Here is a 15,985-nt window from a genome sequence, read left to right on the forward strand (position 1 = left end):
TCGGGTCCTAGAGAAGCGATAGCTGCGCGTCGGGGCGCTGGTCCTCGTCATCGCCCTCGCGTTCGAGCTTCGACAGCGTCAGCCCCATCAGCCGGATCGGCATGGGCAGCGGCAGCACCTCTTCGAGCAGCGCGCGGCCGATCGCGGCGAATTCGGCCTTGCTGGCGATCGGCTGGTCGAGAGTTTTCGCGCGGCTGAAAATCTGGAAATCGCTGTATTTCATCTTGAGCGTGACCGTGCGGCCGCGGGCTTCGGCACGCTCGATATAGCCCCAGACGATATCGATAATGTCTTCCATCGTCTCGCGCAGTTCTGCACCTGCGGACAAATCGCGGCTGAAGGTCCGTTCGCCGCCGACCGATTTGCGGATACGGCTCGAGCGGACCGGGCGCAGGTCGATCCCGCGTGCGGCGCGGTAGAGATAGTCCGCAAAACTGCCGAAATGCGCGCGCAGCCACTCGATCTCCCTGGCCGCGATATCGCCGCCCGTCTCGATCCCCAGCCGCGCCATCTTTTCCGCGCCCTTGGGGCCGACCCCGTGGAACCGGCGGATCGGCAGTTCGGCAACGAAGGCCGCGCCTTGCCCGGGGCGAATGACGCAGAGCCCGTCGGGCTTGTTCTGGTCGCTGGCGATCTTGGCGAGAAACTTGTTGTAGCTCACCCCCGCGCTTGCGGTCAGCCGCGTCGTGGCGCGGATTTCCTGCCGGATCAGCTCGGCAATCCGCGTGGCGCTACCGATACCGAGCTTGTCCTCGGTCACATCGAGATAGGCTTCGTCGAGGCTCAGCGGTTCGACCAGTTCGGTATGGTGGCGGAAGATCGCGCGGATTTGCTGGCTGACCGCGCGATAGACGTCGAAGCGGCTCTTGCAGAAGATCAGGTCGGGACACAGCCGCTTTGCGGTGACCGAGGGCATGGCGCTACGCACGCCGAACCGCCGCGCTTCGTAACTGGCGGCGGCGACCACGCCGCGCCCGCTCGACCCGCCCACCGCCACCGGCTTGCCGCGCAGTTCGGGATTGTCGCGCTGTTCGACGCTGGCGAAAAATGCATCCATATCGACATGGATGATCTTCCGCAGCCCATCGGCTTCGCCTGCCTCCTCCGTGTCTTTCGCGTCACTCATGATGGACCCCAGATAGGACTGTGGGTTGCAAAGCGGAACCTTGTCCGTCACCTGCCATTTGGTGCAGATGCGAAACGAACCCCTTGCCGGCGGCGAGCGCCCGATAGCCCAAGCCGCCCATGGGCGACGGATCGGCGAGCGCGAGCTCATCTGGATGATGGCCCTGCTGATGGCGTGCAACGCCTTTGGCATCGACGCAATCCTGCCCGCGCTCGACGAATTGGCGATCACGCTGGGCGCGGCGGGGAACGACCGGCAATTCGTGGTCGCGGTCTATCTGCTCGCCGCGGGGATCGGCACGCTGGTCCCCGGCGCCTTTGCCGATCGCTATGGCCGGCGGCCGGTGCTGTTCACTGCGCTGGCTTTCTACATCGTCCTGTCGCTCGCTTGCGCGGCGGCGACCAGTTTCTCGCAATTGATCGTGCTGCGCGCGCTGCAGGGGTTCTTTGCCGCAGGCATAATCGCGCTGCCCCCGGCGATCATCCGCGACCGCGTGGGCGGCGACAAGATGGCACGGATGATGAGCCTTATCTTCGTGATCTTCCTGCTGGTGCCCGCCGTGGCACCCAGCATCGGGCAGGGCGTCCTGCTGCTCCTGGGCGACTGGCGGTGGATCTTCGTGGCGATGGCGGTGCTGGGCGTGGCGATGACCGCCTGGGTCTATGTCCGCCTGCCCGAAACGCTGCACGAGGCCGACAAGCAAGCAATCGACATCGCGGTCATCGCCAACAACATGCGCAGCGCGGTGACCTTGCGCTCGACGATCGGCTATACGCTGGCCAGCGCGCTGGTGTTCGGCGGGCTGTTCGGCTTCATCAATTCCTCGCAGCAGCTGATCGGCGAGGCGTTTGGCGCTGGGGACATGTTCCCGCTGCTGTTCGCGATCTGCGCCGGCTGCATGGCGCTCGCCAACTGGTCCAACAGCCGGATCGTCGAACGCGTCGGTGCGCGGCGGGTGAGCCATACCGCGCTGTTCCTGTTCATCATCATCGCCGGGCTGCAGCTGTGGTTCGCCATCCAGCCGAACGAAAGCCTGTGGACCTTCCTCCCGCTGATGGCGGCGAATATGAGCCTGCTTGGCTTTATCGGCGCGAACTTCGGGTCGATTGCGATGCAGCCCTTTCGCCACATCGCGGGTGCCGCATCGAGCGCGCAAAGTTTCCTGCGGATGACCACCGGCGCGCTGCTCGGCGCCGGCGTGGGCTATGCCTATGACGGCACCGCGCGCCCGCTGGCGCTGGCGCTGCTGGTAACGGCGCTCGCTAGCCTGCTGCTGGTGCTTTATTCGGAGCGCGGCGTGCTGTTCGGCCCGCCCGAACCCGATATGGACGAAGACTAGGCTTCGCTTTCCAGCCTGCGCCAGGCAAGCTCGGCATATTCACACAGCAACGGGCGGGTGTCGCGCGGGTCGATGATGTCCTCGACATTGAAGCGTTCGGCGCTGCGGAAGGGCGAGGTTACCTGGTCCAGCCGCGCGCGGATCGCGGCGAGTTCGGCTTCCGGGTCCTCGGCGGCTTCGAGATCGGACTTGTAGGCCACTTCCAATCCGCCCGCGATGGGCAGGCTGCCCCAGTCGCCCGACGGCCAGCAGAAGCGGTACTGGTAGGTCTCGGCATTCGACATGGCGCTGCCGGCAATACCATAGGCGCGGCGCAGCACGACCGAGGCGAGCGGGACGCTGGCCTTGTAGACCGCGTTCATCGCCTGCACCCCGTAGCGGATCGTCCCTGCCATTTCCGCTTCGCGCCCGATCATGAAACCGGGATTGTCGACCAGATGGACGATCGGAAGGCGGAACTGGTCGGCCAGCTTGATGAAGCGTTCGACCTTCTCGCTCGATTTTGCATCCCACGACCCGCCGAGATAGGACGGGTCGCTGGCAAGCACCGCCACCGGCCAGCCGTCGAGCCGGGCCAGCGCGGTGATGCAGGCGCGGCCCCACATGCGGCCGATTTCGAACACGGTGCCCTGGTCGAACACCATCTCCATGCAGCGACGCATCGAATAGACCGCCTTGGGATCGCGCGGGACGAGACTCAGCAAATCCTCCTCGCGCCGATGGACCGGATCGGTGCAGTTGGACCGGCGCGCGAGCTGGCCGACATGTTCGGGCATGAAGGCGAGGAAATGACGAGCGCGCGCGAAGGCCTCTGCCTCGCTGGCAACCTCGTCGTCGACCACGCCATTGCGCGTATGGATGCCGCTGCCACCGAGGTCTTCCTTGGCCTGCTGGTGGTCGGTCGACCCCTTGTAGCTTTCGCCCAGTCCGTCGACCACTGCCGGGCCGGCCGCGAAGATCTGGCTCAGGCCTTTGACCATGACCGAATAATGGCTGGCGACCACACGCGCCGCACCGAGGCCTGCAGTGGGGCCAAGCGCGAGCGCGACCACCGGGATTGTATCGAGATTGGTTACCACGTCGCCCCAGCCGGGGACCGCGGGAATGTATGTCGCGCCGATCTGTTCGAGCGTCTTGACGCTGCCGCCGCCGCCGGTGCCGTCGATCATGCGGATGATCGGCAGCTTGAGCTCGTGCGCCATCTTCTCCGCCTGGACCATCTTGCGGCTGATCCCGGCATCCGCCGCGCCGCCGCGAATGGTGAAATCATCCGCCGTGGCGACGACCGGGCGGCCGTTTACGAGCGCCTTGCCGAACAGGAAGGGGGCAGGCAGGACGCTCTCGAGATTGCCGTCTTCGTCGTAGCTGCCCTTGCCCGCGATCTTGCCGATCTCGCGGAAGGTGCCGTCATCACAGAGCGCGGCGAGCCGGGCGCGGGCATCCATCTTGCCGCGGCCATGCTGGCGGGCAACCTTGTCGGGCCCGCCCATTTCCTCGGCCAGCGCTTCACGTCGGCGCAGTTCCTCGAGTTCTTTTTCCCAGGTCATCCCCACCCCATAAGCAAACCGTCATCCCAGCGAAAGCTGGGAACGCTTTCCACCGGGCACGACTTCGATGGCGATCCCAGCTTTCGCTGGGATGACGGCTATTCCTCGGTCGGCACTACCACGCACAGCACCGCCTCGACCTGCACCTGCCCGCCTTCGTTGGCGGCGAGTTCGGTCACGGTCCCATCGAACGGCGCGGTAAGCGCGTGTTCCATCTTCATTGCTTCGAGCACTATCAGGCGCTGGCCGGCGGTGACCGCATCGCCCTCGGCCACATCGACCGCGATGACCTTGCCCGGCATGGGGGCGAGGATCGCCCCGTCGCCAGCTGCAGCGGCCCCGCTGCCGCGGCTTTCGAGCGCGAATTCGAAACTCTGGCCGTCCGCAAAGACCACGGTCCGCGCATCTTCGACGAAGCCGGTCGCATGCGCGGCATCGCGCTCGCCGGTCACGGCAATGGTCCGGCTTTCGCCCTTGTAGCACAGCGTGGTGGCAACGCGCGGCGCGGCATTGAGGCGAAATCCGATCGCCGCCGGAGCGGTTTCTTCCAGCGCATCGAGCAAGGTAAAATCGGCTGCGGCCTGCCAGATCGCATCATCGGGTGCGTCGTCGCCGACCAGCCGGTCGAGCTTGCGTTCGATAAAGCCGGTGTCGAGTTCGGCCTCGACGAAATCGTCTTCGAGCAGCGCGTTGGCAAGGAAGGCGGCGTTGGTCTTGACCGGCCACACTTCGACGCTCTCGGCAATGTCGGCCAGTGTCTCGATCGCCCTGTCGCGCGTCTCTTCCCACACCACCAGCTTGGCCACCATCGGATCGTAATGCGGAGAAATCATATCGCCCTCGGCGACACCCGTTTCGATCCGTCCCGTGCTGCCGAGGTCGAAATGGTCGAGCGGGCCGGTCGAAGGGAGAAAGCCGCTGGCCGGATCCTCCGCATAGAGCCGCGCTTCAATGGCGTGGCCGTCTATGCGCAGATCTTCCTGCTTCAGCGGGATCGGCTCGCCGCTGGCGACGCGCAGCTGCCACTCCACAAGATCCACCCCGGTGATCTCTTCGGTCACCGGATGCTCCACCTGCAGGCGAGTGTTCATCTCCATGAAGAAGATGCGGTCGGCGCGCAGGCCTTCGCTGGCGTCGGCGATGAATTCGATCGTGCCCGCGCCCTCGTAATCGACCGCCTTGGCCGCGCGCACGGCGGCGGCGCAGATTTCCTCGCGCGTGCCAGCGTCCATGCCGGGGGAGGGGGCTTCCTCGATCACCTTCTGGTGGCGGCGCTGCAATGAACAGTCGCGTTCGAACAGGTGGACGACATTGCCGTGGCTGTCGCCGAACACCTGCACCTCGATATGACGCGGCGAGGTGATCCACTTCTCCAGCAGCACTTCGTCATTGGAGAAGCTGGCCTTCGCCTCGCGGCGGCAGCTTTCGAGCGCGGCTTCGAAATCCTTGGGCGCGTCGACCTTGCGCATCCCTTTGCCGCCGCCGCCTGCGACGGCCTTGATCAGCACGGGATAGCCGATCGCGTCGGCTTCGGACTTGAGGCGCGCGACCGATTGGTCTTCGCCTTCATAGCCCGGCGTTACGGGAACGCCCGCTGCGCGCATCAGCTTCTTGGCGGCATCCTTCAGCCCCATCGCCTCGATGCTCGACGGCTTGGGGCCGACCCAGATCAGCCCCGCGTCGATCACGGCCTGCGCAAAGGCAGCGTTCTCGGACAGGAAGCCGTAGCCCGGGTGGATAGCATCCGCACCGGTCTGCTTGGCCGCGGCGATGATCTTGTCGCCGACGAGATAGCTTTCGGCGGCGGGCGAGGGGCCGATATGCACTGCCTCGTCGGCTTGCCGGACATGCAGCGCCCTGGCGTCGGCGTCCGAATAGACCGCGACCGTCGCCACGCCCATGGCGCGCGCGGTGCGGATGATGCGGCAGGCAATTTCGCCGCGATTGGCGATAAGGAGCTTTTGGATCATGGCGGTGCCGCTAACCCATTTCCAGGGTCTTTGCGAGGGGTTGGCGAAGCGATCTGCCGCGCCGGGTATCGGCTGAACTCGGGAAGCCATCTCGAGCGGCCCCGAATCCAAATCGCGGGTGCCTACCAGCCGGCCACCGGCTTGAAATCGTGGCGCGACCAGATGATCGGCTCCTGCGGCTGGGCCGGGCGGTTCCAGATCGCCTCGAAGAAGGCAGCGAACATATGCCACACCTTCTCCAACCCGTTCACCCGGGTTCGCGTGTCCCAGGCCAACTGCCCGCGATCAAGAACCTTGCGCCCGATCGCGCCATAGATCCGTGCTGCGGCCAATACCGCCCAGCGCTGGCGGAAGCGCAGGCGCTTGGCACCCAGCTTGGCCGCTGCCTCGTGCTTTTCCATCAACGCGATCAGGCGCGGCATCAGGCTGGCGAGCTTGAAACGGTTTTCGGGCAGCGCGTGTTCGCCCGCCTGCCAGCCCATCGTATCGAGCCAGGTCCGCGGCAGGTAACAGCGCCCGGCCTCGGCATCCTCGACGATATCGCGCGCGATATTGGCCATCTGGAATGCCAGCCCGAGGTCGCAGGCGCGATCGAGCGTGTCGCCATCGTCCGGGTGCACCCCCATGATCCGCGCCATCATGATTCCTACCGCGCCCGCGACGTGATAGCAGTAGCGCAGCATGTCGGCTTCGGTGGTGGGGCTCCAGCGCGCGGCGTCGAGCGCAAACCCGGCGATCACGTCGTTGGCCTCGGCCAGCGTCAGCCCGCATTCGTCGGCGACAAGGCCGAAAGCGTCGAAGGCGGCATCGGCGGTCGGCTGTTCCTCGAAGGCCCGCTTGGTGAGGACGCGCAGCGCCTGCACCCGGTCCTCGGCATCTTTCAGATTGCCCTGGTCGCCCAGCGGGCCGCCCTTGTCCTGATTGTCGGCAATGTCGTCGCAGCGGCGGCACCAGGCGTAGAGCAGCCAGCTGCGCTCGCGCGTGGCGCGGTCGAACAGCTTCGAGGCAGCGGCGAAGCTGTGCGAGCCCTGCTCGATCGACTCGAGCGATTTGTCGACCAGTACCGCGCGATCGCGGCCACCCCCGGCGCGGGCCGGGGTGGCGCGCAAATAGCGCGACTGGACGAGGGTGCGCGGCTTGCTCAGAGGTCGTCGGCCTTCATCTGGAAGATCGGGGTGTGCGGTTCATAGGCTGCCATCCGGTCCAGCAGCCCGGCAAGCGTGGTGTCATGCACCAGGATCTTCTGATGCACCGGACGCACAAAGCCGACCTGCGCCATCTTGCTGTTGAAGGCGATCAGTTCGTCGTAAAAGCCGAAGGCGTTGAGCAGACCGACCGGATTGCCGTGATAGCCCAATTGCGCCCAGCTCATCGCTTCCCACAATTCGTCCATCGTGCCGACCCCGCCGGGAATGGTGACGAAACCGTCGCTGAGATCGGTGAAACGCTGCTTGCGTTCGTGCATGCCGCCGACGGTGTAGAGCTCGGTACAATCGTGATTGGCGACTTCGCTATTGGCCAGTGCATCGGGGATCACGCCAATCACTTCGCCGCCCGCTTCCAGCGCGCCGCGCGCGGTCGCGCCCATCAGGCCGAGGCGTCCGCCGCCATAGACCACGCCGATGCCGCGCTCGGCCAGTCCGCGCCCGACATCATACGCCAGCTGGATATAGCGCGGGTCGCCGGGCGAGGCGGAGCCGCAATAGACGGCGATACGGTTCAGTTTGCGGCTCATTCCGCGAGATCCTCCAGCATCAGTCCGGCAGTCGCCTTGGCGCTGCCCACGACGCCGGGAATCCCGGCGCCGGGATGAGTCCCTGCCCCGACGAGGTAGAAATTGTCCAGCACATCATCGCGATTGTGCCCGCGGAAATAGGCGCTCTGCGTCAGCACCGGCTCGAGACTGAAGGCGCTGCCCATATGCGCGTTCAGATCCATCGCGAAATCGCGCGGTGCGTAGTGGAACTTGGTGACGATCCGCGCCTGGAGATCGGGGATCAGTCGGCGTTCGAGTTCATCCAGGATGCGCTTCTCGAGCAGCGGGCCCATTTCCTCCCAATCGACCGCCAGCTTGCCCATATGCGCGACCGGGACCAGCGCGTAGAACGTGCTCATCCCCTCGGGCGCCATGGTCGGATCGGTCACCGTGGGATGGTGCAGGTAGATCGAGAAATCCTGCGGCAGCACGCCGTGATCGTAAATATCCTCGAGCAGGCCCTTATAGCGCGGCCCGAACAGGATCATGTGGTGCGGGATACCCGGCCAGCTGCCCTCGATCCCGAAATGGACCACGAACAGGCTCGGGCTGTAGCTCTTGCGCGACAGGCTGCGGGCATAATCCGCGCCGCGCTTGGATCCGGCGAGCAGGTCCTTGTAGCTGTGCATGATATCGGCATTGCTGGCCACGGCATCGAAGCGTTCGCGCCAGCCCGAGTGCGTTTCGACCTCGCTCACCTGCTTGCCCAGCGTGTGGATTTGGACCACCGGATCATGCATCCGCACGGTCCCGCCGAGCCGTTCGAAATGGCGCACCATGCCCGCGATCAGGCGATTGGTGCCGCCCTTGGCCCACCACACGCCGCCATCCATTTCGAGCTTGTGGATCAGCGCATAGATGCTGCTGGTCTTCATCGGGTTGCCGCCCACCAGCAGCGTGTGGAAGCTCAGCGCCTCGCGCAGCTTCTCATTGTCGACGAAGCTCGATACCATCGAATAGACGCTGCGCCAGGCCTGCTGCTTGGCCAGTGCGGGCGCCGCCTTGAGCATCGACTTGAAATCGAGGAAGGGCACATGGCCCAGCTTGACATAGCCTTCTTCGTAAACCGCCGCGGAATATTCGAGGAAGCGCTGGTAGCCCGCGACATCGGACGGGTTGAGCTGCGCGATTTCGCGGAACAGCTGTTCCTCGTCGTTCGAATAATCGAACTGCGTCCCGTCGGGCCAGGCGAGCCGGTAGAACGGCATCACCGGCATCAGTTCGACATCCTCGGCAATGTCGTGCCCCGACAGCGCCCACAATTCCTTGAGGCAGTCGGGATCGGTGATGACCGTCGGACCCGCATCGAAGGTGAAGCCGTCGCGTTCCCAGAAATAGGCGCGCCCGCCCGGCTGGTCGCGCGCTTCGACCACGGTGGTCTGGATACCGGCGGATTGCAGCCGGATCGCCAGCGCCAACCCGCCAAAGCCCGCACCGATGACGCAGGCGGTGCGGCCGGTGGCAACGGGCTCGCGCGGTTCGACGGGATCGCTGGTGGAGAGGGGGGTGACGGTGTCGGGGGTCATGGAGATCTTTCATGGACGAGCGGCCTGCCCTTGCCAAGCAGCGCCCGGATGGCAGCGAATACAGGTACGGGCGGTTTGCCCGAGAGGATGCGCAGCTTGTCGAGGCGCGTCGTGCGCCCCGCATAGAAGCGTTCGACCAGCGGTTCGCGCAGGCGATAGAAGCGCTCGAACACGCGATAGCGTTCCTCGGGCCGCGCCGCATCGAACAGCATCCGGCCAAGGCTGCGGTAAAAACGCATCGCGCGCCAGTGATCGCGCGCGCGCTTGTCGAACAATGCGGCAAGCTGTTCGCCCGGCAGCCGCGCCTCGCGCGCCAGCGCCAGCGCATTGGCGACCGCGAAGGGCAGGGTATAGCTGGTCAGCGGATGGACGAAGCCGCCACGCGCGCCAGCGCGCACCACGCCCGGCGGACCCAGATCGCGGCGATAGGCGGCAAAATCGCCCCCGGTAATGACCGGCAGCACGCCGGTCTCGCCGCCGAGGATGTCGCCGTGCCAGCCCGCCCTTTCGCAATAGCGGTCGATCCGGCCCGACAGCGCATTGCGATCGAGCACGGGCTCGTCGGCGTAATAGGTATCCTCGACGAACAGCTCCTCTGCCCCCAGCGGCAGGCTGTAGACGAAGCGGTAGGCGCCGTGTTGCCGGACATGGGCATCCATCACGATCGGGCGGGTGACATCATGCGGCATGGAGGTGCGCAGATGGCGACCCATGAACACCTGCCAGCCGCCGCGCAGATGCGGCGAAGGCTCGAAGTCGCGGCAATCGACCACCACCCGCGCAGGAATGTGCTCGCCATCCTCCAGCGTGACCCCATCGGGGGCAAGCCGGGTGACGCTGGCCTGCGTGCGGATTGCGTCCTGCGGCAGTTCGCGGCGCAGCGCAGCGTCGAAATCGTGGCTGGCGAGCGAGCGATAGGTCGATGACAGGCGCCGCTCATGGCCGGGGAAGCGCACCGTGTAGCCCGCATCCCATTCGGTTTTGCGAAATTCAGCAAGCAACGCGGTGCCATCCGCGTCGAGATCGCTGGTGAACCAGCTCCAGCGGTGGTTGCCACCAAGCGTGTCCTTCGCCTCGAACAGCGCGATGAGCATATGCGGATGCGCGCGATGGACCGCCAGCGCGGCCAGCCCGCCAGCCAGCCCGCCGCCGACGATAGCCAGATCGATCATGCGCCCGCTCATTGACGCAGGACTTAGGGGTGAAGCGCACATGCGGCAAACGGTTTGGTACAAGCGACGGGAACGTGGCACTGTGACGATAGTTGGACGACAATTAGATTTACCGAGGGATCCATCATGAAGTCACTGTTCGCCGCAACCGGTTCGCTTGCGCTTATCTGCGCGACACCTGCGCTCGCCCAGAATGTCGAGGCACTGCCCGAGGGCGGCGAAGATGTCGTTTACGACGACACCTGGATCTCGATCGGCGCCGGAGCCGTCTATTCCCCCAGCTACGACGGGTCGGACGATTACGTCGTGTCGGCAATTCCCATCATCCAGGGCAAGATCGGCGGCGTCCGCATCAGCCCGCGCCCCGGCGGCGCAGCGCTCGATTTCGTCAATGACGATAGCGACGGCGCGAAAATTTCCGCGGGCGTGGCGGCCAAGCTGAACCGCAACCGGGCCTCGCAGATCGAGGACGAGGTCGTGCTGTCCTACGGCGAACTCGACACGGCCTTCGAAGTCGGCCCCACGATCGGCGTCAGCCTGCCGGGCGTGCTCAACCCCTACGACAGCCTCAGCTTCAACATCGACACGTTGTGGGATGTTGCCGGGGCGCATGACGGCATGACCGTCAATCCCAGCGTCACCTACTTCACCCCGGTCAGCCGCGGTGCGGCGATTTCGCTCTCGGTCAGCGGCACCTATGTCGACGACGATTATGCCGAATACTACTATTCGGTCCCTGCTGGCGGCGCGCTGCCAGCCTTCCAGGCCGATGGCGGCTGGAACAGCGTCGGCGTGAACCTGTTGACCGGCATCGATCTCGATGGCGATTTGACCAATGGCGGTCTCGCCCTCATCGCGCTGGGCGGTTATTCGCGCCAGCTGGGCGATTCCAAGCGGACCCCGTTCACCGCGATCCGCGGCAGTGCCGATCAGTGGATGGGCGCACTCGGGATCGGCTATACTTTCTGATATGGCTTGATACGCGCGGGCCGTGCGGGCATCCCCTTGCGAAACCAAGGGGATAGAGAATGAGAACCACCGCACTGCTCGCGCTCGCCGGAGCGCTGATCGCCACGCCCGCACTGGCCGACACCACCGTCATCCATGCGGGGGCGGTGATCGTCGATGCCGACAGCGCCCCGCGCGGGGCGTCCACCATTACCGTGACCGATGGACGGATCGTCTCGATCACCGATGGTTTCGACATCGGCCCCGCGGATGCGAAGACGGTCGACCTCAAGACCAAGACGATCGCCCCCGGCATGATCGACCTGCATGTCCATCTGACCGGCGACCCCGGCGGCGACTTCTGGAAAGGCGCGGTCGAACCCGATGAATGGGATGTCGTCGTCGGCGCCAAGAATGCCCGGCTGACCGCGCTCGCCGGGTTCACCACCGTACGCGAAGCGGGCAGCGGCCCCGCCAGCGCCTTCTCGCTGCGGCGCGGAACCGCAGAAGGATTCATCGACGGTCCGCGCATCATCGCCGCTGGGCCCGCGCTTGCGATCGTGGGCGGGCATGGCGATGTCAGCGGCTTCCGCCCCGAGGTCAACGAACTGCTCGACAGCGGGTTCACCTGCACCGGCGCGGTCGAATGCGCCGAGAAGGTCCGCCTCGCCAGCCAGAATGGCGCGGATATTATCAAGATCACCGCCACAGGCGGCGTGCTCAGCCAGCAGGGCCGCGGGCTCGAAGCGCATTTCACCGATCCCGAGATGAAGAGCATTGCCGATACCGCGCATTCGCTCGGCCTCAAGGTCATGGCGCATGCGCATGGCGCACGCGGGATCGAGGCTGCCAGCCGCGCGGGTATCGATTCGATCGAACACGGCACCTATCTCGACGAAGCTGCCGCGCGGGCGATGAAGGCGAATGGCACTGTGCTGGTGCCCACGCTGATGGCGTTCAAGGGGGTCACCGAACGGCTGGGCCAGGGCGTCTATACGCCAGTGGTCGAAGCCAAGATCCGCGACGTCGCCGATACCGCACGCGTGTTCATGGGCAAGGCGCTGCGCTGGGGGGTGCCGATCGCTTTCGGCACCGATGCAGGCGTGTTCGGCCATGGCCGCAATGCAGGCGAATTCGCGCTGATGGTCGAACAGGGCATGAGCCACCGTGATGCCTTTGCCTCCGCGACGACCAATGCTGCGAAGGTGCTGGGCATGGAAGGCCAGATCGGCCGGCTGGCACCGGGCTATTCCGCCGACATCATCGCGGTCGACGGCAACCCGCTGGACGATACCGCCACGCTTGAAAACGTTGGCTGGGTAATGGTTCGCGGGCGGGTCATCGACTGATCGAACGCGGCACTGCGCGCGGCGGCGCCGCGCATGGCGCTGGTCGAACACTGTCACGCTTTCGTCGCACCGCGCGCTTGCGTGCGGGCGCGGAAGCGTGTTTTAACAAAGTAATACAGGTAGCAGGGGAATTACCATGAAACTCGTCCGCCACGCACTCGCTTCGGGTGCCGCTCTTTCGCTCGCGCTGGCCGCCAATCCGGCCTTCGCGCGCGATCACCATGCCGAGACCGAAACCGCCGCCGAACCGACCGAGCATGACAAGCTGGTCGCTTTGTTCGCCGAATCGGATGCGCGCAGCCTCGAGCTCAACCCGCTTGGCCGCCTGTTCCGCGGCGATGATCGCAATGCCGACCGGCTGGGTGATTTCCTGACCGATTCGTCTTTTTATGCCAACCGCCTCGACACGCAGCTCAATCTTGCCAAGCTGGCGCTGATCGACCGCAGCGAGCTGAGCGACACCGACCAGCTCGCCTATGACGTGTTCAAATATAACCAGGAATCGGCGCTGCGCGGGCAGACCGATGAAATCCGCGCGCTCACCGAAGTGCGGCCGGTCAACCATTTCACCGGCTTCCACACCTTCTATCCCAATTTCGCGAGCGGCGATTCCGCGGCGCAGTTCAAGACGCTGGCCAATTACGAGGACAACCTCTCGCGCCATGACGACTATATCGAAATAGGCGAGCGCGCGATCGGCAAGTTCCGCGAAGGCATGGAAAGCGGGGTGGTCGAGACCAAGCTCACCATCGGCCTCGTGATCAAGCAGCTCGACACGCTGCTGGCGATCCCGATCGAGGATTCGCAGTACATGAAGCCGGTGAAGAACTTCCCCGAAGACTTCTCCGAGGCAGACAAGGCCCGCCTGACCGAGGCCTATGCCGCCAAGACTGCCGAACTCTATGCGGCCGATAGGGCGATGCGCGATTTCCTGCGTGACGAATATCTGGCGGTGGCACGCGAAAGCGTGGGCCTCAGCCAGATGAAGGGCGGGGACAAGCTCTATGCGCAGATGATCGAGAACACGACCACGCTGCCGCTTACCGCCGATTACCTGCACGATCTCGGCCTCAGCGAAGTCGCCCGGATCAAGCAGGGCCTGGAAGAGATCAAGCAGGAGGTCGGCTTTACCGGCACGCTTGGTGAGTTTTTCGACTACGTTCGCACCGACGAACAGTTCAAGCCGGAAAGCCGCGAGGCACTGACGCAGAGCTATTACGATATCGGCAAGGAAGTGGACGCCAAGATCGGCGAGTATTTCTCGCTGGTCCCCAAGACCCCGCTCGAGATCAAGCCTTACGACCCCTCGATCGAGCAGTTCCAGGCGGGCGGTTCCTACCAGTCGGGCGCGCCCGACGGTTCGCGCCCCGGCACCTTCTATTTCAACGCCTATGACCTGCCCAGCCGCCTCACCACGGGCAATGTCACGCTCTACCTGCACGAAGGTGCGCCCGGGCATCACTTCCAGATCAGCCTCGCGCGGGAAAACGAGGCGCTGCCCGCATTCATGCGCTTTGGCGGCAACACTGCCTATGTCGAAGGCTGGGCGCTCTATTCGGAGACGCTGGGCTATGAAATGGGCTTCTTCGACGATCCGTGGAACCGCTATGGCACGCTGCAGGACGAACAGCTTCGCGCCATGCGGCTGGTGGTCGATACCGGGCTCCACGCCAAGGGCTGGAGCCGCGAGCAGGCGATCGAGTTCATGCTCGCCAATTCGGGCATGACCCGCACCGAAGTGGTCGCCGAAGTGGAGCGCTACATCGCCATCCCGACGCAGGCGCTCGCCTACAAGGTTGGCGCGCTCAAGATCCAGGAACTGCGCGAGAAGGCCGAAGCGCAGCTCGGCGACAAGTTCGACATTCGCGAATTCCATGCCGAAGTGCTCGATACGGGTAGCCTGCCGATGCCGGTGCTCGAATCCAAGATCGACCGCTGGATCGCATCGAAGGCGAGCTGAACCACGGTTCGGGCGGGGGATTGGCTCCCGCCCGAACTGGCTCCCTCTCGCTTGGCGCGCTACCTCGGTCGCGAACTGACGCGATGTGAGGGGTGAGCGGCGATGGACTGGCTGCGCCGGGCGGACTGGCTGACCCGCGAGCGGGTGCGCGGTTATGCGCTGCTGCTGGCGCTCGCCAGCCTTGCGCTGCTGGCCAATTCCTATCTCAAGGCAATGGGCCCCGCAGGGACCGATTTCCTGGCCTTCTGGGGCGCCGGCCAGGTCACCGCCGAGGGCGCGCCCGCAGCGGCCTATGACCTTGCTGTGCAGCAAAGGGTGCAGACCGGCACCGGCAGCGAAGGCTGGTTCGCTTTCGTCAATCCGCCACCGTTTCTCTTTATCGCCGCGCCGTTCGGAACGCTGCCGTTCCCGATCGCGTGGATCGCGTGGGTAGCGGTCACCTGGGGCCTGTGGGCCTGGGCGAGCATCCACGCCTTCCCGCGTCTGTGGCCGCTGGTGATCGCCTATCCCGGCGCGCTGCTCGCTGCGGGGCATGCGCAGACCGGCCTGCTGACCGGGGCCTTGCTGGTGCTGGCGGCACAGCATCTCGGGCGGCGACCAATCCTCTCGGGTGCAGCCATCGGTGCGTTGATGATCAAACCCCATCTCGCGCTGCTTGCGCCGTTCTGGTTTGCCGCTGCCTGCAAATGGCGCGCCTTCTGCGCGGCTGGCGTCACCGCGCTGATGCTGGGCGCGGCCTCGTGGCTTGCCTTCGGCACCGAGTCCCTTGCCGCCTACACGACCAGCTGGCGCGCCAGCGGCTTGCTGATGGAGGGGATCAATCCGGACTTCCTGCTGCGCATGACGACATTCTATTCGCAGGCGCGGCTGCTGCTGGGTGACAGCGCGGCGATAGCAGCGGGCGGGGTGTCCGGCCTGCTCGGTCTCGCGGTCGCGCTGGGGGCATGGCGGCGCTTTGGCGGCGACGCGCGGGCTACGGGCGCGGCGGTCCTGGCCGCGACTGCGCTCGCATCGCCCTATCTGTTCAATTACGACCTGCCCTTCCTGATCTTCCCGACGCTGTGGCTGGTCGGACAGGGTCTCGAGCGCGGCTTTCGCCCTTATGAGAAGCTCGTGCTAATACTGCTCTATCTTGCGCCCTACGCCACGCGCGCACTGGCTTTTCCGCTCGGGGTCAATCTGATGCCGCTGGCGGCGCTGGCGCTGCTGGCGCTGGTATGGAGCCGCGGCGGCCAGCCAGGCCAGCCGGTAGAGTAGCCGCGCGCGTGTCCGGGCGTCACCGAGCGCCCATC

The 15,985-nt window shown here is 65.3% G+C and carries 12 protein-coding genes; 5 read left to right on the plus strand and 7 right to left on the minus strand.

From position 1 onward, the window contains the following. Positions 1-7: 7 nt before the first annotated feature. Complete coding sequence (gene dinB / locus N6L26_RS00190) at positions 8-1,126, minus strand: DNA polymerase IV (RefSeq protein ID WP_263606060.1); 1,119 nt, start codon at positions 1,124-1,126, stop codon at positions 8-10. 67 nt (positions 1,127-1,193) lie between these two features. Between dinB and N6L26_RS00195 the strand changes: the two genes are divergently transcribed. Then, complete coding sequence (locus tag N6L26_RS00195) at positions 1,194-2,465, plus strand: multidrug effflux MFS transporter (RefSeq protein ID WP_263606061.1); 1,272 nt, start codon at positions 1,194-1,196, stop codon at positions 2,463-2,465. On the opposite strand, the gene N6L26_RS00200 is transcribed toward N6L26_RS00195, so the two are convergent. From N6L26_RS00200 to crtY, 6 genes are all read right to left on the minus strand, one after another. Next, a complete protein-coding gene (locus N6L26_RS00200; RefSeq protein WP_263606062.1) occupies positions 2,462-4,012 on the minus strand; it encodes an acyl-CoA carboxylase subunit beta in 1,551 nt (516 codons plus the stop codon). The two genes, N6L26_RS00195 and N6L26_RS00200, sit on opposite strands and share 4 nt — an antisense overlap. A 98-nt stretch (positions 4,013-4,110) precedes the next feature. After that, positions 4,111-5,982: an acetyl/propionyl/methylcrotonyl-CoA carboxylase subunit alpha gene (locus tag N6L26_RS00205; RefSeq protein ID WP_263606063.1), complete on the minus strand. Its 1,872-nt coding sequence runs from the start codon at positions 5,980-5,982 to the stop codon at positions 4,111-4,113. A gap of 122 nt (positions 5,983-6,104) precedes the next feature. Beyond that, positions 6,105-7,091 (minus strand): phytoene/squalene synthase family protein, encoded by a 987-nt coding sequence (locus tag N6L26_RS00210; RefSeq protein WP_263606064.1) that lies wholly within the window; start codon positions 7,089-7,091, stop codon positions 6,105-6,107. Positions 7,092-7,123: 32 nt separating this feature from the next. Beyond that, the gene (locus N6L26_RS00215) at positions 7,124-7,705 is read right to left on the minus strand and encodes a TIGR00730 family Rossman fold protein (RefSeq protein ID WP_263607315.1); all 582 of its coding nucleotides are present in this window, start codon (positions 7,703-7,705) and stop codon (positions 7,124-7,126) included. An 8-nt stretch (positions 7,706-7,713) separates the two neighbouring features. Then, the gene (locus N6L26_RS00220) at positions 7,714-9,264 is read right to left on the minus strand and encodes a phytoene desaturase (RefSeq protein ID WP_263606065.1); all 1,551 of its coding nucleotides are present in this window, start codon (positions 9,262-9,264) and stop codon (positions 7,714-7,716) included. Next, positions 9,261-10,436 carry a lycopene beta-cyclase CrtY gene (gene crtY, locus N6L26_RS00225; RefSeq protein WP_263606066.1) on the minus strand — a complete coding sequence of 392 codons (1,176 nt, stop codon included), beginning with the start codon at positions 10,434-10,436 and terminating at the stop codon, positions 9,261-9,263. The genes N6L26_RS00220 and crtY overlap by 4 nt, the downstream gene beginning before the upstream one ends. 126 nt (positions 10,437-10,562) lie before the next feature. On the opposite strand from crtY, the gene N6L26_RS00230 reads away from it, so the two are divergent. The 4 genes from N6L26_RS00230 (at position 10,563) to N6L26_RS00245 (ending at position 15,950) form a co-directional block, all read left to right on the plus strand. Further along, entirely contained in the window at positions 10,563-11,405 is an 843-nt protein-coding gene (locus tag N6L26_RS00230; RefSeq protein WP_263606067.1) for a MipA/OmpV family protein, read from the plus strand. A gap of 59 nt (positions 11,406-11,464) precedes the next feature. Continuing rightward, on the plus strand, positions 11,465-12,733 hold the full coding sequence (locus N6L26_RS00235) for a metal-dependent hydrolase family protein (RefSeq protein ID WP_263606068.1): 1,269 nt from the start codon (positions 11,465-11,467) through the stop codon (positions 12,731-12,733). 136 nt (positions 12,734-12,869) lie between these two features. Continuing rightward, positions 12,870-14,693 (plus strand): DUF885 domain-containing protein, encoded by a 1,824-nt coding sequence (locus N6L26_RS00240; protein ID WP_263606069.1) that lies wholly within the window; start codon positions 12,870-12,872, stop codon positions 14,691-14,693. Between the two features lie 102 nt (positions 14,694-14,795). Continuing rightward, positions 14,796-15,950, plus strand: coding sequence for a glycosyltransferase family 87 protein (locus tag N6L26_RS00245; RefSeq protein WP_263606070.1), 1,155 nt, complete (start codon positions 14,796-14,798; stop codon positions 15,948-15,950). Positions 15,951-15,985: the final 35 nt, after the last annotated feature.

The sequence above is a fragment of the Qipengyuania sp. SS22 genome, assembly GCF_025736935.1.
GTDB lineage: Bacteria > Pseudomonadota > Alphaproteobacteria > Sphingomonadales > Sphingomonadaceae > Qipengyuania.

Coding starts and splice junctions, on each gene's coding strand:
- dinB (WP_263606060.1), bottom strand. CDS start 1,126: ATGAGTGACGCGAAAGACACGGAGGAGGCAGGCGAAGCCGATGGGCTG.
- N6L26_RS00195 (WP_263606061.1), top strand. CDS start 1,194: ATGCGAAACGAACCCCTTGCCGGCGGCGAGCGCCCGATAGCCCAAGCC.
- N6L26_RS00200 (WP_263606062.1), bottom strand. CDS start 4,012: ATGACCTGGGAAAAAGAACTCGAGGAACTGCGCCGACGTGAAGCGCTG.
- N6L26_RS00205 (WP_263606063.1), bottom strand. CDS start 5,982: ATGATCCAAAAGCTCCTTATCGCCAATCGCGGCGAAATTGCCTGCCGC.
- N6L26_RS00220 (WP_263606065.1), bottom strand. CDS start 9,264: ATGACCCCCGACACCGTCACCCCCCTCTCCACCAGCGATCCCGTCGAA.
- crtY (WP_263606066.1), bottom strand. CDS start 10,436: ATGATCGATCTGGCTATCGTCGGCGGCGGGCTGGCTGGCGGGCTGGCC.
- N6L26_RS00230 (WP_263606067.1), top strand. CDS start 10,563: ATGAAGTCACTGTTCGCCGCAACCGGTTCGCTTGCGCTTATCTGCGCG.
- N6L26_RS00235 (WP_263606068.1), top strand. CDS start 11,465: ATGAGAACCACCGCACTGCTCGCGCTCGCCGGAGCGCTGATCGCCACG.
- N6L26_RS00240 (WP_263606069.1), top strand. CDS start 12,870: ATGAAACTCGTCCGCCACGCACTCGCTTCGGGTGCCGCTCTTTCGCTC.
- N6L26_RS00245 (WP_263606070.1), top strand. CDS start 14,796: ATGGACTGGCTGCGCCGGGCGGACTGGCTGACCCGCGAGCGGGTGCGC.